16 protein-coding genes and 1 pseudogene are annotated in these 22,137 nt (G+C 73.0%); 11 read left to right on the forward strand and 6 right to left on the reverse strand.

Annotated features, from left to right (window positions below; all coding sequences use genetic code 11):
- Positions 1–117 precede the first annotated feature (117 nt).
- Together metF and ACZ7G3_RS10115 are read left to right on the forward strand one after the other, a co-directional pair.
- Complete coding sequence (gene metF, locus ACZ7G3_RS10110) at positions 118–1,041, forward strand: methylenetetrahydrofolate reductase [NAD(P)H] (protein ID WP_426598396.1); 924 nt, start codon at positions 118–120, stop codon at positions 1,039–1,041.
- 56 nt (positions 1,042–1,097) lie between these two features.
- Complete coding sequence (locus tag ACZ7G3_RS10115) at positions 1,098–2,111, forward strand: SCO2102 family sporulation regulator (protein WP_470924612.1); 1,014 nt, start codon at positions 1,098–1,100, stop codon at positions 2,109–2,111.
- A 55-nt stretch (positions 2,112–2,166) separates the two neighbouring features.
- On the opposite strand, the gene ACZ7G3_RS10120 is transcribed toward ACZ7G3_RS10115, so the two are convergent.
- Positions 2,167–3,687 (reverse strand): phytoene desaturase family protein, encoded by a 1,521-nt coding sequence (locus ACZ7G3_RS10120; protein WP_470924614.1) that lies wholly within the window; start codon positions 3,685–3,687, stop codon positions 2,167–2,169.
- A 490-nt stretch (positions 3,688–4,177) separates the two neighbouring features.
- On the reverse strand, positions 4,178–4,807 hold the full coding sequence (locus ACZ7G3_RS10125) for a TetR/AcrR family transcriptional regulator (RefSeq protein WP_426598393.1): 630 nt from the start codon (positions 4,805–4,807) through the stop codon (positions 4,178–4,180).
- Between the two features lie 296 nt (positions 4,808–5,103).
- Between ACZ7G3_RS10125 and ACZ7G3_RS10130 the strand changes: the two are divergent.
- The 3 genes and pseudogenes from ACZ7G3_RS10130 to ACZ7G3_RS10140 all read left to right on the forward strand — a co-directional run.
- Positions 5,104–5,625, forward strand: a pseudogene (locus ACZ7G3_RS10130) (SAV_6107 family HEPN domain-containing protein); the annotation flags it as partial.
- 541 nt (positions 5,626–6,166) lie between these two features.
- On the forward strand, positions 6,167–6,994 hold the full coding sequence (locus ACZ7G3_RS10135; protein WP_426598392.1) for a methyltransferase: 828 nt from the start codon (positions 6,167–6,169) through the stop codon (positions 6,992–6,994).
- 277 nt (positions 6,995–7,271) lie between these two features.
- Positions 7,272–7,673, forward strand: a complete 402-nt coding sequence (locus ACZ7G3_RS10140) for a spore wall synthesis complex protein (protein WP_019327988.1) — start codon at positions 7,272–7,274, stop codon at positions 7,671–7,673.
- Between the two features lie 541 nt (positions 7,674–8,214).
- Here the strand turns inward: ACZ7G3_RS10140 and ACZ7G3_RS10145 are convergent.
- The 4 genes from ACZ7G3_RS10145 to ACZ7G3_RS10160 all read right to left on the reverse strand — a co-directional run bounded on the left by ACZ7G3_RS10145 (position 8,215) and on the right by ACZ7G3_RS10160 (position 13,965).
- The gene (locus tag ACZ7G3_RS10145) at positions 8,215–10,605 is read right to left on the reverse strand and encodes a transglutaminase TgpA family protein (protein WP_470924617.1); all 2,391 of its coding nucleotides are present in this window, start codon (positions 10,603–10,605) and stop codon (positions 8,215–8,217) included.
- A 115-nt stretch (positions 10,606–10,720) separates the two neighbouring features.
- Entirely contained in the window at positions 10,721–12,085 is a 1,365-nt protein-coding gene (locus ACZ7G3_RS10150; RefSeq protein WP_470924619.1) for a DUF58 domain-containing protein, read from the reverse strand.
- Positions 12,085–13,158, reverse strand: coding sequence for an AAA family ATPase (locus tag ACZ7G3_RS10155; protein ID WP_470924621.1), 1,074 nt, complete (start codon positions 13,156–13,158; stop codon positions 12,085–12,087). Before ACZ7G3_RS10155 ends, ACZ7G3_RS10150 begins: the two co-directional genes overlap by 1 nt.
- A gap of 258 nt (positions 13,159–13,416) precedes the next feature.
- Positions 13,417–13,965, reverse strand: a complete 549-nt coding sequence (locus tag ACZ7G3_RS10160; RefSeq protein ID WP_470924622.1) for a beta-class carbonic anhydrase — start codon at positions 13,963–13,965, stop codon at positions 13,417–13,419.
- Between the two features lie 424 nt (positions 13,966–14,389).
- On the opposite strand from ACZ7G3_RS10160, the gene rsmH reads away from it, so the two are divergent.
- From rsmH to mraY, 6 genes are all read left to right on the forward strand, one after another.
- Positions 14,390–15,346: a 16S rRNA (cytosine(1402)-N(4))-methyltransferase RsmH gene (gene rsmH / locus ACZ7G3_RS10165; protein WP_426598387.1), complete on the forward strand. Its 957-nt coding sequence runs from the start codon at positions 14,390–14,392 to the stop codon at positions 15,344–15,346.
- Between the two features lie 67 nt (positions 15,347–15,413).
- A complete protein-coding gene (ftsL, locus tag ACZ7G3_RS10170; RefSeq protein WP_470924624.1) occupies positions 15,414–15,893 on the forward strand; it encodes a cell division protein FtsL in 480 nt (159 codons plus the stop codon).
- Positions 15,890–17,854, forward strand: a complete 1,965-nt coding sequence (locus ACZ7G3_RS10175) for a peptidoglycan D,D-transpeptidase FtsI family protein (RefSeq protein ID WP_470924626.1) — start codon at positions 15,890–15,892, stop codon at positions 17,852–17,854. The genes ftsL and ACZ7G3_RS10175 overlap by 4 nt, the downstream gene beginning before the upstream one ends.
- Before the next feature lie 213 nt (positions 17,855–18,067).
- On the forward strand, positions 18,068–19,588 hold the full coding sequence (locus tag ACZ7G3_RS10180; protein WP_470924943.1) for a UDP-N-acetylmuramoyl-L-alanyl-D-glutamate--2,6-diaminopimelate ligase: 1,521 nt from the start codon (positions 18,068–18,070) through the stop codon (positions 19,586–19,588).
- A 37-nt stretch (positions 19,589–19,625) separates the two neighbouring features.
- A complete protein-coding gene (locus ACZ7G3_RS10185) occupies positions 19,626–21,041 on the forward strand; it encodes a UDP-N-acetylmuramoyl-tripeptide--D-alanyl-D-alanine ligase (protein WP_470924628.1) in 1,416 nt (471 codons plus the stop codon).
- The gene (gene mraY / locus ACZ7G3_RS10190) at positions 21,041–22,135 is read left to right on the forward strand and encodes a phospho-N-acetylmuramoyl-pentapeptide-transferase (RefSeq protein ID WP_426598460.1); all 1,095 of its coding nucleotides are present in this window, start codon (positions 21,041–21,043) and stop codon (positions 22,133–22,135) included. Before ACZ7G3_RS10185 ends, mraY begins: the two co-directional genes overlap by 1 nt.
- Positions 22,136–22,137 lie beyond the last annotated feature (2 nt).

A 22,137-nucleotide genomic window follows, 5' to 3' on the forward strand; every position in this document is an offset into this window, starting at 1 on the left:
GGGAGCCGGAGGCATGTGTCCGGCGAGTATGTCCAAGGGGTGGACAACAAATCGACAATACGGACAAATACCCTGCATCCGGTTGGGCGACCGCCGCCCCCTGGCTAACCTGCCCGTATGGCCCTCGGAACCGCATCCACCAGGACTGATCGCGCACGCACCGTGCGCGACATGCTCGCGTCCGGCAAGACGACGTACTCGTTCGAGTTCTCCGCGCCGAAGACGGCCAAGGGCGAGAAGAACCTGTGGAGCGCGCTGAGGCGGGTGGAGGCGGTCGCGCCGGACTTCGTCTCCGTGACCTACGGCGCCGGCGGGTCCACGCGCGCGGGGACGGTCAAGGAGACCCAGCAGATCGTCGCCGACACCACGCTGACCCCCGTGGCCCACCTCACCGCCGTCGACCACTCCGTCGCCGAACTGCGCAACATCATCGGCCAGTACGCCGACGCCGGGATCCGCAACATGCTGGCCGTGCGCGGCGACCCGCCCGGCGACCCCACGGCCGACTGGGTCCCGCACCCGCAGGGCCTGACCTACGCGGCCGAACTGGTCCGGCTCATCAAGGAGTCGGGCGACTTCTGCGTCGGCGTCGCGGCGTTCCCCGAGATGCACCCGCGCTCCGCCGACTGGGACACGGACGTGAGGCACTTCGTCGACAAGTGCCGGGCGGGCGCCGACTACGCGATCACGCAGATGTTCTTCCAGCCCGAGTCCTACCTGCGCCTGCGCGACCGGGTCGCCGCGGCCGGCTGCGAGACCCCGGTCATTCCCGAGGTCATGCCGGTGACCAGTGTGAAGATGCTGGAGAGGTTGCCAAAGCTCAGCAACGCCTCGTTCCCGGCCGAGCTGAAAGAGCGGATCCTCACAGCCAAGGACGATCCGACCGCTGTACGCTCCATTGGCATCGAGTTCGCCACGGAGTTCTGCGCGCGGCTGCTGGCCGAGGGTGTGCCCGGACTGCACTTCATCACGCTGAACAACTCCACGGCGACCCTGGAAATCTACGAGAACCTGGGCCTGCACCACCCACCGCGGGCCTAGACCGGTCGCACATACTTACGACACACTGCGTAGCGGCCACTGGGAGAGGGGCGTACATGGGCTGGACGGTCCTCTACATCGCGTTCGGCGGCGTCGCGCTGTGGCTGCTCGGTGAGGTGCTGCTGCAGTACAAGGCGCGGCTGCGCTGGCGGCTGCTCGCGTTCGGCGGCTTCCTCGGTGTCGTGATCGGTGTCCTGATCCCGTCCGTCATCGTCATCGGGCTGGGCGCGGCCGCCTTCGCGGTCGGCCAGACCTACGTCACGCTGTCGTTCCGCCGCGGCTTCGAGGCCGGCTGGGCGGTCAACGCCCCGACGGGCCTCACCGGCAGGCGCAGCCGCCCCCAACGGGGCCGCCAGGAACCGACGTTGGAGGTCTCCGGCCTCGAAGCGGCCGAGGGCGGCCCGGACGACCACGACGGTCACGACGGCTACGACGACCGTACGCGGGACCACGCGCCCGGTCAGGACGGCCTCTCGTACGGCCCCGACGACTACGACCGCGACGACGTCTTCACCCCGGCCCGCCCCGCCGACCCCGCGGCCGCGGAGACCACCGCCGTCTACGAGCCGCAGCCCATGCCGGACGACACCGGCTCCTACGGTGTGTACGCCGACGCCGACGCCGGCTACGGCCACGACCAGCAGGCCCAGGCCCAAGCCGCGGCCGCGCAGGGCACCGACCAGTCCTACGCCTACGACTACTCGGGTTACGGGCAGCAGCAGGGGTACGGCTACGACACCGGCGGCCAGCAGCAGTACGCCGCCTACTCCGACCCGTACATCGGCACCCACACCTACGGCGGGACGTCGTACGACACCGGCTCCTACGACCCGGCCGCCGGGCAGCAGTACGGCCGGCAGGACTACGGGCAGGACCAGTACGCCACCGGCACGCCCGGCGGTTACGGCGGCGAGACACCGGCCGGCGGGGTGTGGGTGCCGCAGCAGCGCAGCACCGACGAACCCCAGGGCGGCGAACTCCCGCAGGAGCAGACGTATCCGTACCAGGGCAACGGCCAGACACAGGGTCAGAGCCAGGGCCAGGGCTACGACGAGCAGTACCGCTTCTGACGGCGCGTCCGGGGACAGGCCACCGGTCCCCGACCGGTCACCGGCCCCCTGCCGGTCACTGAGAACCCCGGAACTCCGGTCCCTCCACGACGAGTCCGGCGACCAGCGCGCCCGACATGCCCGCGTGCGGCAGACCCCCGCCCGGGTGCGACCAGCCGCCGACCGTGAACAGCCCGCCGGTGCGCGTGCCGTTCGCCGCGTGCAGCAGGCGCCCGCCGGCCCCCGCCAGGGCCGGCACCGGAACCGCGCCGTCCGCCACACCGGTCCCCGCCGCGACATCGGCCGGGGTGCGTACCTCGTGCCACAGAAGACGGTCGCGCAGATCCGGTATCGCACGCTCGGCGACGCCGACCAGGTACTCGGCGTGGCGGGCGGACGCATCTGCCGCGGTCCAGTCCGGCCCGGCGCCCAGGGCGGGCACCACGGCGGTGAGTGTGACCGCCTCGTGGTCCGCGTCCGGGACCAGTCCCGGGTCGTCGGGGCGCAGAACCGTGACGGTCGGCCGCGCGGCCATACCGGGCGTGGCGCCGAACAGGCTGTCCAGCTCGGTCTCCCGGTCCTCCGCGTGCACCACCGTCCGGTGCGCCGTGCCCTCGGGACGGCCGCCCCGCAGCGCCAGCAGCACCGTCAGCCGGCTCGCCCCGCCGCGCTGCGGCGGCACCTCGCCGTCGCCCCGTACCGCCGAGCCCCCGCAGAGGCGGTCCAGCACACCGGGCGCCACACCGGCCACCACGAACTCCGCCTCCGCGACGCCGCCTCCGGCCAGCTCCACGCCCGCCACCCGGCCGTCCTTCTCGACGATTCCCGCGACCTCGGCACCGAAGTGGAACTCGACCCGGCGGGCCAGGCACCGCTCGTACACCGCCCGCGCCAGCTCCCGCAGACCGCCGCCACGCACGTACCACATACCGAACGCGTACTCCATGTACGGCAGCACCGCGGTGTTCGCCGGAGCGGTCCGGGGGTCCAGGCCGTACCCGAGCGCGTGGCTCTCCAGGAGGGCGGCGAGCCGGGCGTCCCGCAGCTCCCAGGCACCGACCTCGGCGAGCGTGCCGGCCCGGCGGGTGCGCAGCAGCCGCTTGTGCGGCACCGCCGGATAGGGCTCGCGCTCGGCCAGCACCTCCCAGTTCGGCCACAGCGGCTCCTCGAGGAGCGGGCGGCGCGTCCGGTCCCAGGTCTCGCGGGCCCGCACCAGGAAGTCGCCCCAGCGCTGCCCGGCGGCCGGGCCGAGCGCCCGGTCCAGGGAGGCTACGACCCCCGCCCGCGAGGCGTTCGGCAGTGAGACCTCCGTACCGTCCGCGAACACGTGCCGGGACGACGGGTCGACCTGCACCAGCTCGACACACGCCTCCAGCGGCTCCTTGCCGGTCTTGACGAACAGGTCGCGCCAGACCGCGGGCAGCGGGAGCAGACCGGGTCCGGTGTCGAAGGAGAAGCCGTCCCGCTCGAAGCGGCCCAGGGCGCCGCCGTACGTCCGAGTCCGCTCGTACACCGCCACCCGGTGGCCCGCGACGGCCAGCCGGGCGGCGGCCGCCATCGCGCCCATCCCGGCGCCGATCACCGCAATCCGTGCCATGCCAGGGACTTTATCCGCCGCCACCGACAGTCCGGGTCCAGGGGCCGGGCCGTGCACCTGCGGGAACGGCCGACGGCGGGCCGCGGCTGAGTACCGGGACGGGCGCGCGCGTGACCGGCCGGTGACGCGCCGCCCTGAGCCGGGGCGCGCACGACTGAGTATCCGTACCTAGCCCGGTAGATGAGTACGCACGCGGATGGGGTGCGACCTGCGGGAACGAGAGAGTGGAGACACGGAGAGGGGCACGGCTCCAAACCGGCGACACGGGGCGCCGGATCGGAGCCGGGCCCGCGATCCGCTCCTTCCGCCGGCCGCGGTCGGCGGGAGCGAGGCACGGGGGAGCCCGGGGGACCGACCGAGAACGGGGGTTCCAACGGGGGGACGTACGGGGGAGCAGGAGAAGGCGCCGGTCCGACGGTGGCCCGCGGGGGACGCGGCCACCGCGGGCCGGCGCTCTTCGTGCGCGTCCGGCGGCCCGTGCGCGATCGCTTCAGGGGCGGCCGCTCACACGTCCCTGGAGCAGGCGGGACAGGGCCGCGTGCACGTCGTCGAGGGAGCGCTCCGCCTGGAACGACTTCCAGTCCAGCGCCGCCACCAGGACCATGCCGACCAGGGCCGCGGCGGTCAGCGGTACGTCGATCTCCTCGCTGAACTCACCGCTTGCCACCCCCTCGCGCAGTACGCCCTCCACCACCGCCACGGCCTCCTGCCGGACCACCAGCAGCGTGGACTGCCAGGCCCGGTTGGTACGCCACAGCTCGGCCACGTACAGCTGGGTGAAGGCCGGGTAGCGGTCGATGAAGACCAGCCCCGCGCGGATCATCTCGTCCAGGGCGTCGACCCGGCCGCGGCCCTCCCGCGCCGTCCGCTCCGCCGCCTCCCGCAGCGATGCGGTGAGGAGCCCGACACCATGGCGCAGCAACTCCTCGAAGAGGACGGACTTGCTGGCGAAGTTGTAGTAGACCGTGCCCTTCGCGACCCCGGCGCGTTCGGCGATCTCGTCCACGGTGGTGGCGGAGAAGCCCTGCTCGGCGATGAGGGTGACGGCCGCCTCGTAGAGCTTCTGCCGGGTGGCCTCGCGACGGCTGCTGCCCTGCGAGACGGCGCTGCTGCTTTCCATGGTCCTGATTGTCACAGCCCCCTCCCCGCGGACGTCACCGCAGGGCCCGCGGGGGTCGAGGGCTCGAGTTCCGGGGACGGCCGGGTCGGGCACCTCGGGCCGCACCTCGGCCCGCACCTCGGCCGGGACCGGCGTGCCGGGCTCCGCGTCGGCCTGGTCGGCACGCATCGCGAACCGAACCTTTGATCGAGGTGAAACCCCAGGTCGGGATGGATTGTCAGTGGCATACCTCACGATGGGCACATACGGCACCTCTTGCCAGGGCGTGCCGTCACGGAGACGACAGGAGGATCGTCATGGCCCACTCGTCCGCAGCCGCCGCCCGGTGGCGCCGCGCAGCCGGCCCTGCACCCTCACTGACCGGCCCGGCGAGCGACGTGCACCCCGTGCTCCGCCGGACAAGCGCCCCGCCCGCCGCCCTCGACCTGCTCTCCCAGGCCCGGTCCGGACTGGAAGAGGCCGCCGTCCTCGAAACACCGAACGAGCGGTACGCGACGGCCCATCTCGCCGCCCTGCGCGCAGCGGCCGCGGTGCTCGCCGCACGAGGCCGCCCCGAGACCACCCCGCGGGCCCGGGCCCGCATCCGCAGCGCCTGGGAGGTGCTCCCCGAGATCGCGCCCGAGCTCTCCGACTGGAGCGCGCTGTTCGCCTCGGGCGCCCCGCGCCGGGCGCGGGCCGAGGCGGGCATCCGGGGCGCGGCCAACCGGCGGGACGCCGACGACCTGATACGCGACGTGGCGGTGTTCCTGCGCCTCGTGGAGCGGATGCTGGCCCTCCAGCCGGTCCTGCCCCAGCCCCGGCCCGACTCGGGCCAGCCGGCCACGGACCGCCTGGACGCCGCTGGGCCGGGCGCCGCCGGGCCGGGCTTTGATGGACCGGGCTTTGATGGACCGGGTTCCGCCGGGCCGGGCTTCGATGGACCGGGTTCCGTCGGGTCGGGCCCTGCCCGCCCGAGGGACGCCCGTCCCGACTCCGGATACCCGGACGCCGACCGATCCGGTTCCGGGCGGGGCCGCTTCGACCGCTCGGGTGCGGGCCGTCCCGGTTTCGACCGCCCCAGTTTCGACCATCACGGCCGTGACCGCCCCGGCCGTGACCGCCCCGGCCGTGACCGGCCGGGCGGTGACCCGCCGGGGGACGGCCGGACCGGTCAGCACCTGCCGGACGCGGGATGAGCACCTCGGGCAGCGGGAGCACAGGGCACCTCCGGGGCCGGTGGTGCGCGATGGCCGGTCGGCTCACCGGAGGCAATAGGGTGGGGGGCGCCTGAAGCCTGCCCCTTCCCGCACCCGGGCCGGGGCGGCAGCCCGTTCGCTCCGCCCCTGCCCGAGGCGGTGCCGCGCCGAGGAGTCAACTGCCGTGTCGGAGCCGATGCGCCCGCCCGTCTCCCCCCACAGCCCGCAAACGGCGTCGCCGCGCTCCGACCCGTCTCGTTCCCGCGCCGCCCTGCGTACCGCTGTGGTCTGGGACGTCCTTCAGGACGCCCTCGACCGTCGGGTCAAGGCCACGGGCCGCCAGGCGCTGGACGTCCTGGACACCGGTGGCGGCAGCGGCAACTTCGCGGTGCCCGTGGCCCGCCTCGGCCACCGCGTCACCGTCGTCGACCCGAGCCCCAACGCACTGTTCGCCCTGGAACGCCGCGCCGCCGAGGCCGACGTCGCCGACCGCGTCCGGGGCGTCCAGGGAGACGCCCACGGCCTCTTCGACGTGGTCGAGCGCGGCGGCTACGACGTCGTGCTGTGCCACGGCGTCCTGGAGTACGTGGACGACCCCGCTGAGGGCATCCGCAACGTGGTGGCCGCCCTGCGCGCCGAGGGCGTCCTCAGTCTGCTCGCCGCGGGCCTCGGCGGGGCCGTGCTGGCGCGTGCCCTCGCCGGCCACTTCACGGAGGCCCGGCAGGCGCTCGGTGACCCGGACGGCCGCTGGGGCACGGGTGACCCCGTGCCGCGCCGGTTCACCGCCGAGCAGCTCACCGGACTGGTCGAGGCCGCGGGGCTCCGGATCGGCGCCGTGCACGGCGTGCGGGTCTTCGCCGACCTCGTCCCGGGAGTGCTGGTGGACACGGAGCCCGGTGCCATGGAGGCGCTGCTGAAGCTGGAGGCCGCGGCGGCCGAACTCGCCGCGTTCCACTCCGTGGCCACACAGCTTCACGTGCTCGGTGAGACGCGAGGGGCCCAGGAGACCTGAGCCGCCCGGTGGGGTATGGCGCTGATCAGGGGCGCGACTGCAGATGGAGTACGCCACAGGCCCCCCGAACGGGGGCCAGTCGCCGTATGATCGAGGGAGACCGCCCGGCATGACGGGTCGGCCGCTGGGGAATGGGAACTTCAGCAGCCGGCACGGCCATGACGGAAACCGGTTGGCCAATTGGCGTAGAGGGGCGGGTTTCACGGGGGCGATTCCCTGCCTATCCTGAAGGGACCCCCCCGGGTCGCCCCGGCGACTGCACGATGAGGAGGACTCCGTGCCGCTCTCGGAGCACGAGCAGCGCATGCTCGAGCAGATGGAGCGAGCGCTGTACGCCGAAGATCCCAAGTTCGCGACAGCGCTCGAGGGAAGCGGGCTGCGTACGTACACCCGGCGACGGGTCTACCAGGCGGTCGCGGGCTTCCTCGTAGGTATTGCGCTCCTCATGGCCGGTATGGTCGCCCAGCAGGTCTGGCTCAGCGTGGTGGGCTTCCTCGTCATGCTGGGCTGCGCGGTCCTCGCCGTGACCGGCTGGCGCAAGGCACCGAAGCCGGGCGAGCAGCCCGCCGCCGGTGCGGGACCACAGGCGCGCCGCCAGGGGCGGCAGAAACGCTCCATGATGGACCGCATCGACGAGCGCTGGCAGCGCCGCCGGGATGAGCAGCAGGGCGGCCAGTAGCTTCCGGGGCCGCTCATCAGGACATCCGTGTGAGGGGGTGACCACCGTCCGGGTGGTCACCCCCTCACACGTGCCCATGCGTGCCCGGAGTCCGGAGATCCGGGCTGGAGCCAGTGGTCACCGGGTGGGGCAGGGACGGTGGGTACCGGACCGGAGGACGCCCGGCGCTCCCGCGCGGCCCCGGCCCGCCTGACCTGCTGTCCTGTGCGCCCCGGCCCGCCCGACTCGCCCTCCGCGCCCCGGCCCCGCGCCTCTGCCCTCCGCACCCGCGACGCCGCGCGCGCCCTGTCTCTTCGCGTCCGGGCCCCGTACGGCCGCTGTGTCTCAAGCCCGGGTCACGAGTGGCTGTGGCTCTGAATCCGGTGCCGAGCGGCTGCTCGGTGTCCGGGGCCCGGGCGGCTGTGGCTCCGGGCCCCGGCCCGGCGCCCTGTCCTCCGAGCCCCGCCCCCGCGTGGCCGTGTCCCCGCGGGGCGGGCCCGCGTGGCCGTGTCCCCGCGTGGCCGTGTCCCCGCGGGGCGGGCCGTGCCCCGCTGGGCCCCGCTCAGCCCTGCTGCCCCGATGCCTTCCGGAACGTCGGCCGGGCCGCCGCGGCACGCTGTTTCAGCTCCGCCCACCTGGCCGACACCGCCCAGGACACCCGCACGGTCGAACGCGGGGCGAACCGTGCACGCAGCCGCGTGCCCCGGCCGGCCGTGGCACGCAGACCGGCGCTCGCCCGGTGGACGTCCTCCGTGAGGCCCGCCGCCGGGCGGGGCCGGGGCGCGTACAGAACCTGCTCCACCGCATCCGCCACCCGGTGCACCGCCGCCGCGGCCGTCGGATCGAGCTGCCCGAGCCGGACGATCCGGGCCGCCGCCTTGCGCGGGGTCTGCGACTCCTCCGGCAGGATTCCGAAGTCCCATGCCGTGTCGGTCAGCTCCTGCCAGACCGCGAGGGTGTGCGGCCCCGCGTCCGCCTCGGTGCGGCCGTGCGCCCCCAGCCGTACCGACCGGGTGCGCAGCCGCCACAGCATCGGTGCGAGCGGGACCAGCAGCACCGCGAGCCCTCCCAGGACCCAGGCCGGCACCACGTACCACTTCGGTCCGTTCCCGCCCGCGACCGGTGCGGCCGCCGCGGACTCGCTGGCGCAGGCGTCCAGCTTCTTGTCCTGGGCCGTGCAGCTCTCGCTCGCCGAGGGCGCCGCCGAGGGCTCCGTCTCCGGGTTCCGGGACGGCAGCTCGGGGTCGGGCACCGAGCTGCCGGGCGTCTCCGTCAGCGTGTACGACGGGGTCGACCCACGCGTCGGCGTCGGCTCGAAGCGGGTCCAGCCCACTCCCTCGAAGTACACCTCGGGCCAGGCGTGGGCGTCCCGCAGCCCCACCGACACCGTGCCGTCCGCCTGGGGGGAACCCGGCGCGAAGCCGACCGCGACCCTGGCCGGGATGTCCAGGGAACGGGCCATCGCCGCCATGGCGAAGGAGAAGTGCACGCAGAAGCCCTGCTTGTCCGCGAGGAAACGGGCGATCGCCTGCGAGCCGCTGCCGACCTTGACCTTGGTGTCGTACTCGAAACCGCCGTTGACCGCGAAGTACTCCTGGAGCTTGACCGCCTGCTCGTAGGGGTTCGCCGCGCCGGCGGTGACCTGGCGGGCGGTTCGGGAGACCACGTCGGGCAGCGAGTCCGGCAGCTCGGTGTACTCCCGCCTCAGCGCCGAGGGCGGCTGCGGGGCGGCGGCGAGCTGGTCCGCCGTCGGCTGCACGTTCAGGCTCCGTACCTCGTACGCCACACCGCGGGTGTTCTGGCCGTGGTCGCCGACCAGGGTCATGCCGACCGGTTCGTAGCGCCAGTTGCCCGCCACCCGTACGCCGCTCGGCGGGTACGGCATGGGCAGCCAGTCCTGGGCGTACCAGTCCGCGGCCCTGATGGCGGTCCGGGTCTCCGTGCGCTCGATGCCGGGACCGAGGCCGACCGGCGTGGGGAACGTGCCGTCCGGCACGGCGGTGATGTCCCGCTTGGACGGCTTCCAGGTGGTGCCGTCGAAGTCGTCCAGCGACACGATGCGCAGGTACAGGTTCGACAGGTCGTTCGCGTCGGTCTCGACGGAGAGGACCTGCCGGTTCTCGTCGACGTTGAGACTGTCGCGCAGGGAGACCAGCGGGTTCACCGCGGAGATCGTGCCGCCACCCCCGGTCCCGGAACCGGCGCCTGTCCTGGCGCTGTCCAGCAGCCCGCCGTCCATCGCGGGCAGGGCCAGCGGTACCACCAGGGCGACGCCCAGTGCGAACGCGCCGATGCGCCGCCCGGTACGGACCGGGGCGACCGCGCCGCTCTGCTCCCCGCCCGGGGTGCGTGGCGTGCCGCCGAAGACCCGGCCCCACTGCGAGAGCCGGTCACGTCCCTCGGCCAGGAGCAGCATCAGGTAGCCGGCCGCCGCGACGAGGAACCACAGCCAGTCGGTGCCGCCCTCGGACAGCCCCGCGGCCACCGAGTACAGCGCGAGCAGCGGCAGTCCGGCGGGGGCGGCGCTGCGGAAGGTCACCGCGAGGGTGTCCACAAGCAGCCCGATCACCAGGACACCGCCGACCAGCATCAGCCGGATGCCGTCGGACTCCAGCGGCGCCGGGATCGCGTACCGGGCGATGTCGTCGCCACCCTGTTGCAGCAGGTCGGCGAAGCGCTGAACGGCCTGTGGGCCGGGGATCAGCCCGGCGAGCGCCTGCTGCCGGGCGAAGACCAGGGTCAGGAGCACCAGCGTGACCAGGGCCTGCGCGGCGATGGTCAGCGGCCGGGCCAGCGGGACCCGGCGGGCCGCCGCGCCCACCCCGGACTGGACCGCCAGCAGGAGTGCGGCCTGCAGGATCCAGGTGGCCGGGTCGACCAGGGGCAGCAGCGCGCACGCCGCCATCAGCGTGGCCGCCCACGCACACAGAGCCAGCCGCGCCCGCCCACTCATCGCGTGCCCTCCCGGCCGGTGGCCGTCGTGGAACCGGCGTGCCCGCGGCCCGCCGGTCGCTCGTGTCGTTCGGGTGCGGCCGCCGAGGCGCTCGGCGCCGGTCGTGCCGGTGCGTTCATCGCGTGCCCTCCCCGCCGCCCGCCGTCGCGAGGCCGGCGCGTTCATGGTCCGCCAGGCGCCAGAGCTCCTCCAGGGGGGCGCCCCGCGGCACGTTCACTGCCGTCCAGCCCGCATCGCGCAGCATCCGGAGCCGCTCCGCGCCCCTGTCCGACGGACCGGTCGCGTCGGCCGGCTCCCGCGCCCAGGCCGCGGAGTCCAGGACGAAGGCGACGGCGCCGCCGCTGCGCTGCCGCATCTTGGCGGCCACCGCGGCCTGCTCCTCGTCCAGGTCGCCGAGGAACGCCACCAGCAGCCCCTCGTTCCCGCCGCGCAGCACGTCGTACGCCCGGGACAGGCCCGTGCCCTCGGAGTGGTCGATCACCGCGAGGGTGTCCATCATCAGCCCGGCCGCGTCGGCCGCGCCCTGGCTCGCACCCGCGAAGCCGTCGGCGCCCTCGCCCGGCACCGAGTTCCCGGCGTCGGTGAGCAGCCGGACCGAGAAGCCCCGCTCCAGCATGTGCACCAGCACGGACGCCGCGCCCGACACCGCCCACTCGAAGGCCGAGTCGGGGCCCGCGCCCTCGAAGGCCCCGCCCCGGGTGTCCAGCAGCACCGTGCAGCGGGCGCGCTGCGGCTGCTCCTCGCGGCGCACCATCAGCTCGCCGTACCGCGCGGTGGAGCGCCAGTGCACGCGGCGAAGGTCGTCCCCGTAGCGGTACCCGCGCGGGATCACGTCGTCGTCGCCCGCCAGCGCCAGCGAGCGCTGCAGGCCCTCCCCGTACCCCTTCGCCTCCCCGCTCAGCCGCACCGGCGGCAACGCCTCCACGCGCGGGATCACGGTCAGGGTGTCGTACGTCGAGAAGGACCGGGTCAGCTCGCACAGCCCGAAAGGGTCGGTCAGGCGCAGTTGGAGCGGGCCCAGCGGATAGCGGCCGCGCAGGTCGGAGCGGACCCGGTAGGACACCTCGCGGCGACCGCCCGGCTCCACCCGGTCGAGCACGAAGCGGGGGCGCGGTCCGAGCACGTAGGGCACCCGGTCCTGGAGCATCAGCAGGCCCGTGGGCAGCCGCGAGACGTTGTCGATCCGCAGGTGCACCCGGGCCTCGCTGCCCGCGGGCACCCGCCCGGGGGAGAGCCGGCGGCTGCCCGCGACCCGGTACCGGGTGCGGTAGAGCACGGTCGCGCACAGCAGCGGCAGCACACCCAGCAGCAGTCCGACGCGCAGCAGGTCGCTCTGGCCGAGGACGTAGGCACAGACCGCGGCGGCGATACCGGCGGCCAGGAAGGAGCGCCCGCGGGTGGTCAGACCGGCCAGGGCGGTGCGGATGCCGCCGCCCTCGCCCCGGTCGTCCTGGGACCGGCCCGCCCCCCCGGCGTCCATCACAGCCTCCGCGGCGGTTGCCGGTCGTACGCCGACGAGCCGTGGCCCACGCCGAAGCCCGCCGGCTGCTGCGCCGCCGCGGGCACCGGGGTGCGCTGCAGGATCTCCTGGACGACCTGCTCGGCGGTGCGGCGGTTGAGCTGGGCCTGGGCGGTGGGCAGCAGGCGGTGGGCCAGGACGGCGACCGCGAGGGCCTGCACGTCGTCCGGCAGCGCGTACTCCCGGCCGCTCAGGGCGGCGGATGCCTTCGCCGCGCGCAGCAGATGCAGCGTGGCGCGCGGCGAGGCGCCGAGTCTGAGGTCCGGGTGGGTACGCGTGGCGGCGACCAGGTCGACGGCGTACCGCCGCACCGGGTCGGCGACGTGGACGCCCCGGACCGCCTCGATCAGCTTCAGGATGTCGTGCGCGTGTGCCACCGGCTGCAGGTCGTCCAGCGGGTTCACCCCGCCGTGCACGTCGAGCATCTGCAGCTCGGCGTCCGGGCTGGGATAGCCGATGGAGACCCGCGCCATGAAGCGGTCGCGCTGCGCCTCCGGCAGCGGGTAGGTGCCCTCCATCTCGACCGGGTTCTGCGTCGCCACCACCATGAAGGGGCTGGGCAGCTCGTAGGTCTGGCCGTCGATGGTGACCTGGCGCTCCTCCATCGACTCCAGCAGCGCCGACTGCGTCTTCGGCGAGGCGCGGTTGATCTCGTCGCCGATCACCACCTGCGCGAAGATCGCGCCCGGTTTGAACTCGAAGTCACGGCGCTGCTGGTCCCAGATGGACACCCCGGTGATGTCCGAGGGCAGCAGGTCCGGCGTGAACTGGATCCGGCGCACGGAACAGTCGATCGACCGCGCCAGCGCCTTGGCCAGCATGGTCTTGCCGACGCCCGGGACATCCTCGATCAGCAGGTGGCCCTCGGCGAGCAGCACGGTCAGCGAGAGCCGTACGACCTCGGGCTTGCCCTCGATCACGCCCTCCACCGAACCGCGCACCCGCTCCACCACAGCGGTCAGATCATCCCCCACGCTCGAATACGCTCGCGCGGGGGCACCCCCCTGGCTCGCTCGATCGTCATAGGTCGTCACCGGCCCTCCTCGGCCTTTCCCCGCGCTCCCTGGGAAGCGGGAGTACCCCAACTTGCCGGGCAGGCCCCCGCGTCGCGGACCGGCCCACCCCGAATCACGGACAGCGCGCGGAAAAAGTTCCGCGCGACACCACTTCACGCATTCTTGCTGCCGTTACCGATTCGTGTCACTCGCCTGTGGACAACTGGCCGCGGTATGTCGGGCCTTGCGGCCTTTGCGGCGCTTGCGCGGTGGGAGTCATCGGGGCGGGCGACCGGATCAGGCGGGAGTGATCTCCCGCAGCAGACCCGTCTTCACGTCGAAGACGAAGCCGCGCACGTCCTCGGTGTGCAGCAGGAACGGCGAGGTGCGCACCCGCTCGATCGACTGCCGCACGTCCTGGTCGGCGTCCCGGAAGGCCTCCACCGCCCACGCCGGGCGCTGGCCGACCTCCAGCTCCAGGTCGTGCCGGAACTCCTCGGTGAGGGACTCCATGCCGCACCCGGTGTGGTGGATGAGGACCACGCTGCGGGTGCCGAGCGCCCGCTGGCTGATGGTGAGCGAGCGGATCACGTCGTCGGTGACGACACCGCCCGCGTTGCGGATGGTGTGGCAGTCACCGAGCTTCAGGCCGAGCGCGGCGTGCAGGTCGAGGCGCGCGTCCATGCAGGCCACGACGGCGACGCGCTGGACGGGACGGGCGTCCATCCCGGGGTCGGTGAACGCGGCGGCGTAGCGCTCGTTCGCCTCGACGAGCCGGTCGGTGACGGTGCGGTCGCCGGCCTTCGCGGATTCGGAGCCGGTGGGTACCGATGCAGAAGTCGTCATATCCATGACGTTACTGTCCGACTTCCACCGCGGCCCGCTGCGAAGCGGGACAAAGAACGTCATCGAGGCTGGGTGTGAGCCAACCCACAGGGTGGTGCGAACGCGTCCGTACGAGTGAAAAGCCGCGCGGGACCGGTTTGCGGACGCCGGCGGCCGCGACGCGCAGGCCGGTTGATTGACCGGGCGACAGGGTGGACTAAAGTGACGCGAAGCGGGAGGCGAGGCTCTCACCGCTGGACTGAATTCCCCGGAGACCTGGGCGACGTCCCGCCAGATCTCCCCACGTGCGCGGCGCGTACGTACGGCTCGGCCTCCTCCCGCTCCCGGCCGGCCGACGCTCCCGGCGCCGGCAGGCCTCCCCTTCACGAGCGGGAGGGGACCCGGCGGTGCGTGACGCCGCGCCGGACCTGAGAGGCCGCCCCACTTGAGCCAGAGTCGACACGTCCCGGTGATGCTCCAGCGGTGTCTGGACCTGCTGGCACCCGCCCTGACGGAGCCGGGGGCCGTGGTCGTCGACTGCACGCTGGGACTCGGCGGGCACAGCGAGGCCCTCCTCGAGCGCTTCCCCGAGGCCCGGCTCGTCGCCCTCGACCGGGACAAGGAGGCCCTGCGCCTGTCCGGCGAGCGGCTCGCGCCGTACGGCGAGCGCGCCACCCTCGTGCACGCCGTGTACGACGAGCTGCCCGACGTACTGGACCGGCTCGGCGTCCCGCGCGTCCAGGGTGTGCTGTTCGACCTCGGTGTCTCCTCCATGCAGCTCGACGAGGCGGACCGCGGCTTCGCCTACGCCCAGGACGCCCCGCTCGACATGCGGATGGACCAGACGACCGGCATGAGCGCCGCCGAGGTCCTCAACACCTACCCGCCGGGCGAACTCGTCCGCATCCTGCGGGCGTACGGCGAGGAGAAGCAGGCCAAACGGATCGTGTCCGCGATCGTCCGCGAACGCGAGAAGGAGCCGTTCAGCAACAGCGCACGGCTCGTGGAGCTGATCCGCGCGGCGCTGCCGCAGGCCGCCAAGCGCACCGGCGGCAATCCGGCCAAGCGCACCTTCCAGGCCCTGCGCATCGAGGTCAACGGCGAACTGTCCGTCCTGGAACGGGCGATCCCGGCGGCCGTCGAGGCGCTCGCCGTGGGCGGCCGGATCGCGGTGCTGTCGTACCACTCCCTGGAGGACCGGCTGGTCAAGCAGGTGTTCGCCGCGGGCGCGGCCAACACCGCGCCGCCCGGACTGCCGGTCGTCCCCGAACGCTACGCGCCCCGGCTCAAGCTGCTCACGCGCGGTGCCGAACTTCCCACCGAGGAGGAGATCGCCGAGAACCGGCGGGCGGCACCGGCACGGCTGCGCGGAGCCCAGCGCATCAGGGAGTCCATCGAGTGAAGCGAGTGAGCGAGTGAGGCAGGGCAGGCGCGGGGACGGACGGCCCGCCCCGGCCGGGGGAGGGCGTGTGAGCAGGAAACCCGAACTGAGGGGGAGGGCGGCCCGGCTGGCCCGGCTCCTCCCGCCCGTCGGCGGACGCGGCCAGGCGGCCCGGGCCCCGTTCGTCCTCCTGGTGGTCGTCCTCCTCGGCGGCGGCCTGATCGGGCTCCTGGTGCTGAACTCCGCGATGAGCGAGGGCTCGTTCCAGCTGGAGGACCTGAAGCAGGAGACGAAGGAGCTCACCGACGAGGAGCAGTCGTTGCAGCGGGACATCGACGCCTACTCCGCCCCCCGCGCCCTCCAGCGCCGCGCCCGTGAGCTGGGCATGGTGCCCGGCGGCGATCCCGCCTTCCTCGCTCCCGACGGCACGGTCAGGGGTTCGCCGAGCCCCGCGTCCGCCGCGGCCACCCCGCTGGTCATCGCCCCCGAGGCGCTCACGGCACCGCGTACCACCGCGCCCCCCACCACCGCGGCCACCCCCGCCCCGAACCCGACTCCCGGCAGGTGACGGAAGTGTCCGACAGGGAACCGCCGCGCCGCCGAGTGCCCGGACCCGCGCGGCCCGTCCGCCCGGGCGGACGGCAGCCCGGCCCGGGCGGACGGCCCACCCGCAGGCCGTCCGCGCCCCCGGCGGCCCCGCCCCGCGCCCTCCGGCTGGGCAGCCCGCGCCCGCGCCTGCGCATGATCGGCCTCGTGCTGACCCTGGTGCTCTGCGCCTTCGTCGTACGGCTGCTCCAGGTGCAGGCCGTCGACGCCGGCACGTACGCCGCCAAGGCCGAGCAGAACCGCTACGTCGTCCACACCCTGCCCGCCGAGCGCGGCGGGATCACCGACCGCAACGGCGTGGCCCTCGCGACCACCGTGGACGCCTACGACATCACCGCCGACCCCACGATGTTCACCCGGGAGCAGCTGGAGATCGGCGACGGTCCCGAGCAGGCGGCGGCGCTCCTCGCGCCGATCCTCGGCGAGGACCAGGAGGAACTGGTCGACCGGCTCCGCCCCGAGAACGAGGGACTGCGCTACGTCCGTCTCGCCCGCCGGCAGACCCCGCAGGTGTGGAACCAGATCAAGGACCTGAAGACCGCGCTGACGAAGAAGACGGAGACGGACAAGTCCGTGGTCAACGTCCTCGCGGGCGTCTTCGCCGACCCCAGCAGCAAGCGCGTGTACCCCGGCGGCGACCTCGCCGCCGGCATCATCGGCTGGGTCGGCGCGGACGGCAAGGGCGGCGGCGGCCTGGAACGGAAGCTGAACGACACGCTGGCCGGCAAGGACGGCGAGATCCGCTACGCGCAGTCCGGCGGACGCCAGGTGCCCACCGTCGGCTCCACCGAGACGCCGGCCGTGCCCGGCAGCGACGTCGAGCTCACCATCGACCGCGACATCCAGTGGGCCGCGCAGCACGCCATCAGCGAGCAGGTGAAGAAGTCCCAGGCGGACGGCGGCTACGTCATCGTCCAGGACACGGCCACCGGCGAGATCCTCGCCATGGCCAACTCGCCCGGCTTCGACCCGGGCGACCTCGCCCACGCCGACCCGGACGCGCTGGGCAACGCCGCCCTCCAGGACGCCTTCGAGCCCGGCTCCACCGCCAAGGTGATGTCGATGGCCGCCGTACTGGAGGAGAACGCCGCCACGCCGATGACCCACCTCACCATCCCGAACCGGCTCAAGCGCGGCGACCGGCTGTTCAAGGACGACGTCGACCACCCCACCTGGTACCTCACGCTCAACGGCGTGCTCGCCAAGTCCAGCAACATCGGCACCATCATGGCCACCGGCGAGCTGGGCAGGACGCAGGAGGAGGCCAACAAGGTGCTCTACTCCTACCTGCGCAAGTTCGGCATCGGCGGCTACAGCGGGCTCGGCTTCCCCGGCGAGACCAAGGGCATTCTGGCGCCGCCCGACCAGTGGTCGACGTCGCAGCAGTACACGATTCCTTTCGGCCAGGGCGTCTCCGTGAACGCGCTGCAGGCGGCCTCCGTGTACTCGACCATCGCCAACGGCGGCGTCCGCGTCGAACCCACCCTGGTACGCGGTACCAAGGGGGACGACGGACGCTTCACCCCGTCCCCCGAGCCCAAGAAGACCCGTGTGATCAGCGAGAAGACGGCGAAGACCCTCTCGCAGATGCTGGAGTCCGTCGTCGACGACGAGGAGGGCACGGGCACCAAGGCCCGTATCCCCGGCTACCGCGTCGCGGGCAAGACGGGCACGGCCAACCGGGTGGATCCGGCCACCGGCAAGTACCACGGCTACACCTCGTCGTTCGCCGGGTTCGCCCCCGCCGACAAGCCCCGCGTCACCGTCTACTGCGCCATCCAGAACGCCACCGAGGGCAGCTACTTCGGCGGCCAGATCTGCGGCCCCATCTACAAGCAGGTCATGGAGTTCACCTTGAAGACCCTGCAGGTCCCGCCGACCGGGGCCGCCCCCGCGAACCTCCCGGTCACCTTCAAGCCCTGACCCGCACGACGAACCCGACCAGCACCGAGCCAGTACCGAGCCAGCGCCGATTCAGTACCGAGCCACCAGGAACCACCCGTGACAACGATCACCCCCGATCCCGGGAACCAGAGCAGCCCCCGCCCCTCACTTCGCCCGGAAGCGGGTACGCCCGGTACGCTCACCGCCGTGCCACACGCTGATCAGTCCCGAACCACCCAGAAGGGCCACCCCGTGACCTACCCGGGACCGCCCCGGCCGGCGCGGATCTCCGCCACACCCCTCGCGGAACTCGCCGGTCAGCTGGGTGTCACCGCGCCGGACAGTACCGCCCGGGTCACGGGTGTCACCCACGACTCGCGCGCCGTCCGCCCCGGTGACCTGTACGCCGCCCTTCCCGGAGCCCGCGCCCACGGCGCCGACTTCGTCACCCAGGCCGCCGGCCTCGGCGCCGTCGCCGTGCTGACCGACCCGGCCGGCGCGGAGCGCGTGGCCGCCGCCGGCCTGCCGGCGCTCGTCGTCGACGACCCGCGCGCGCGGATGGGCGAGCTGGCGGCCACGATCTACGGCCACCCCGGCCGCGACCTCCTCCAGATCGGCATCACCGGCACCTCCGGCAAGACCACCACCGCCTACCTCGTCGAGGGCGGCCTGCGCACGGCGAAGTCCACCGGGCTCATCGGCACGGTCGAGATGCGCATCGGCGACGAGCGCATCAAGTCCGAGCGCACCACGCCCGAGGCCACCGACCTCCAGGCCCTGTTCGCGGTGATGCGCGAGCGCGGCACCGAGGCGGTCGCCATGGAGGTCTCCAGCCACGCCCTGGTGCTCGGCCGGGTCGACGCCTGCGTCTTCGACATCGCGGTCTTCACCAACCTCAGCCCGGAGCACATGGAGTTCCACTCCGGTATGGAGGACTACTTCCAGGCCAAGGCGCAGCTCTTCACGCCGGAACGCAGCAGGCTCGGCGTGGTCAACGTCGACGACGAGTACGGGCGCCGCCTCGCGAACGAGGCCACCGTCCCGGTCGTCACCTACTCCGCCGAGGGCCACCCGGACGCCGACTGGCGCGCCGACCGGGTCGAGGTCGGCCCGCTGGACTCGACGTTCACCGTGCTCGGCCCGAAGGGCGAGCGGATCGCCGCCAAGTCGCCGCTGGCCGGTCCGTTCAACGTGGCGAACACCCTCGCCGCGATCGTCGCCCTCGCCGCCGCCGGCCTCGACCCGCAGGCCGCCGCCGACGGCATCGCCGCGGTGCCGGGCGTGCCCGGCCGCCTGGAGCGCGTGGACGAGGGGCAGCCCTACTTCGCGGTGGTCGACTACGCCCACAAGACGGACGCCGTCGAATCCGTCCTGAAAGCGCTGCGCAAGGTCACCGAGGGCAAGCTGCACGCCGTGCTCGGCTGCGGCGGCGACCGGGACACCACCAAGCGGGAGCCGATGGGCGCCGCCGTGGCCCGGTTCGCCGACACCGCCGTACTGACCTCCGACAACCCCCGCTCCGAGGACCCCCTCGCGATCCTGGCCACCATGCTCCAGGGCGCGGCGTCCGTACCCGCGTACGAGCGCGGTGAGGTGCAGGTCTTCGAGGACCGGGCCGCCGCGATCGCCGCCGCCGTCGCCCGGGCCGAGCCCGGCGACACCGTGCTGGTGGCGGGCAAGGGGCACGAGCAGGGCCAGGACATCGCCGGGGTGGTCCGTCCCTTCGACGACCGCCAGGTGCTTCGCGAAGCCATTCAGAAGACCCAGGGATGAGATCCCGAATGATCCAGATGATCCAGGGGATGAACTTGTGATCGCCCTCTCTCTCGCCGAGATCGCAGAAGTCGTCGGCGGGCAGATGCATGACATACCGGACGCGTCCGCGCAGGTCACCGGTCCGGTCGTCCGGGACTCCCGGGAAGCGGGGCCCGGCTGCCTCTTCGTCGCCTTCGTCGGCGAGCGGGTGGACGGCCACGACTTCGCTTCCGCGGTCGTCGGGGCGGGCGCGGTGGCCGTCCTCGGCTCCCGCCCCGTCGGGGTGCCCGCGATCGTCGTGGACGACGTCCAGACCGCCCTCGGCGCCCTCGCCCGGCACGTCGTGCGGCGCCTCGGAGCCACCCTCGTCGCCCTCACCGGGTCCGCCGGCAAGACCAGCACCAAGGACCTCATCGCCCAGGTGCTGCGCCGCGAGGCACCCACGGTGTTCACGCCGGGCTCCATGAACAACGAGGTCGGGCTGCCGCTCACCGCGCTCACCGCCACCGAGGAGACGAGGTTCCTCGTCCTGGAGATGGGCGCCCGCGGCATCGGCCACATCCGCTACCTCGCCGAACTGACCCTGCCGAAGGTCGGACTCGTCCTCAACGTCGGCTCCGCGCACATCGGCGAGTTCGGCGGCCGGGAGCAGATCGCCCAGGCCAAGGGCGAGCTCGTCGAGGCGTTGCCGCCGGCCGAGGAGGGCGGCACCGCGATCCTCAACGCGGACGATCCCCTCGTACGGGCCATGGCCTCCCGAACGAAGGCGAAGGTGATCCTTTTCGGAGAGTCCGACGAAGCGGACGTACGCGCCGAGAATGTGCGACTCACGGACAGCGGACAGCCCGCCTTCAGGCTTCACACACCCTCCGGTGCAAGCGATGTGACCATGCGCCTGTACGGTGAGCACCACGTGTCGAACGCGCTCGCCGCGGCCGCCGTCGCCCACGAGTTGGGCATGTCCGCAGACGAGATCGCCACCGCGCTCTCCGAGGCGGGCTCCCTCTCCCGCTGGCGGATGGAGGTCACCGAGCGCCCGGACGGCGTGACGGTCGTCAACGACGCCTACAACGCGAACCCCGAGTCCATGCGAGCCGCCCTGCGCGCGCTCGCGGCGATGGGCAAGGGACGCCGTACGTGGGCGGTGCTCGGTCGGATGGCCGAGCTCGGGGACGAGGCGCTCGCCGAGCACGACGCGGTCGGGCGGCTCGCCGTCCGGCTCAACGTCAGCAAGCTCGTCGCGGTCGGGGGCAGGGAAGCCCGATGGCTGCAACTGGGCGCATATAACGAGGGTTCGTGGGGTGAGGAGTCGGTGCACGTGTCCGACGCACAGGCGGCGGTCGACCTGTTGCGCAGCGAGTTGCGCCCAGGGGACGTCGTGCTCGTGAAGGCGTCCCGTTCGGTGGGTCTGGAGAGCGTCGCCGCGGCGCTGCTGGAGACCGGCGCCGAGGGTGAGGTTGCCGCCCGATGATGAAGCAGATCCTGTTCGCAGGAGTCATTGGCCTGTTCCTGACGCTGGTCGGCACGCCGCTGCTGATCAAGCTCCTGGCCCGCAAGGGCTACGGCCAGTACATCCGCGACGACGGCCCGCGCGAGCACGCAAGCAAGCGCGGTACGCCGACCATGGGTGGTATCGCCTTCATCTTCGCGACGGTCGCCGCGTACTTCCTCGCCAAGGTGATCACCGGCTACCTGGAAGAGCCCGGCGTCGACACCGCGCCGACCTTCTCGGGCCTGCTGGTGCTCGGCCTGATGGTGGGCATGGGCCTGGTCGGCTTCCTCGACGACTACATCAAGATCGTCAAGCGGCGTTCGCTGGGCCTGCGGGCCAAGGCGAAGATGGCCGGCCAGCTGATCGTCGGCATCGCCTTCGCCGTGCTCTCGCTGCAGTTCGCGGACAACCGCGGCAACACCCCGGCGTCCACGAAGCTGTCGTTCATCACCGACTTCGGCTGGTCGATCGGCCCGGTGCTCTTCGTCGTCTGGGCGCTGTTCATGATCCTCGCGATGTCGAACGGCGTGAACCTGACCGACGGCCTGGACGGCCTGGCCACCGGCGCCTCCGTCCTGGTCTTCGGCGCCTACACCTTCATCGGCGTCTGGCAGTTCCAGGAGTCCTGCGCCAACGCGCTGACCCTGACCAACCCGGGCGCCTGCTACGAGGTGAGAGACCCCCTCGACCTGGCCGTGGTCGCCTCCGCGCTGATGGGTTCCTGCCTCGGCTTCCTGTGGTGGAACACCTCACCGGCCAAGATCTTCATGGGCGACACCGGTTCGCTCGCGCTCGGCGGTGTGCTCGCGGGTCTGGCGATCTGCTCGCGCACCGAACTGCTGATGGCCATCCTGGGCGGCCTGTTCGTGCTGATCACCATGTCGGTGGTCATCCAGGTCGGCTCCTTCCGCCTCACCGGCAAGCGCGTCTTCAGAATGGCGCCACTCCAGCACCACTTCGAACTCAAAGGCTGGTCCGAGGTCCTTGTCGTGGTCCGCTTCTGGATCATCCAGGGCATCTGCGTGATCGTCGGACTGGGCCTCTTCTACGCGGGATGGGCAGCGGACAAGTGACC

It is taken from the genome of Streptomyces sp. NPDC037271 (assembly GCF_055603605.1).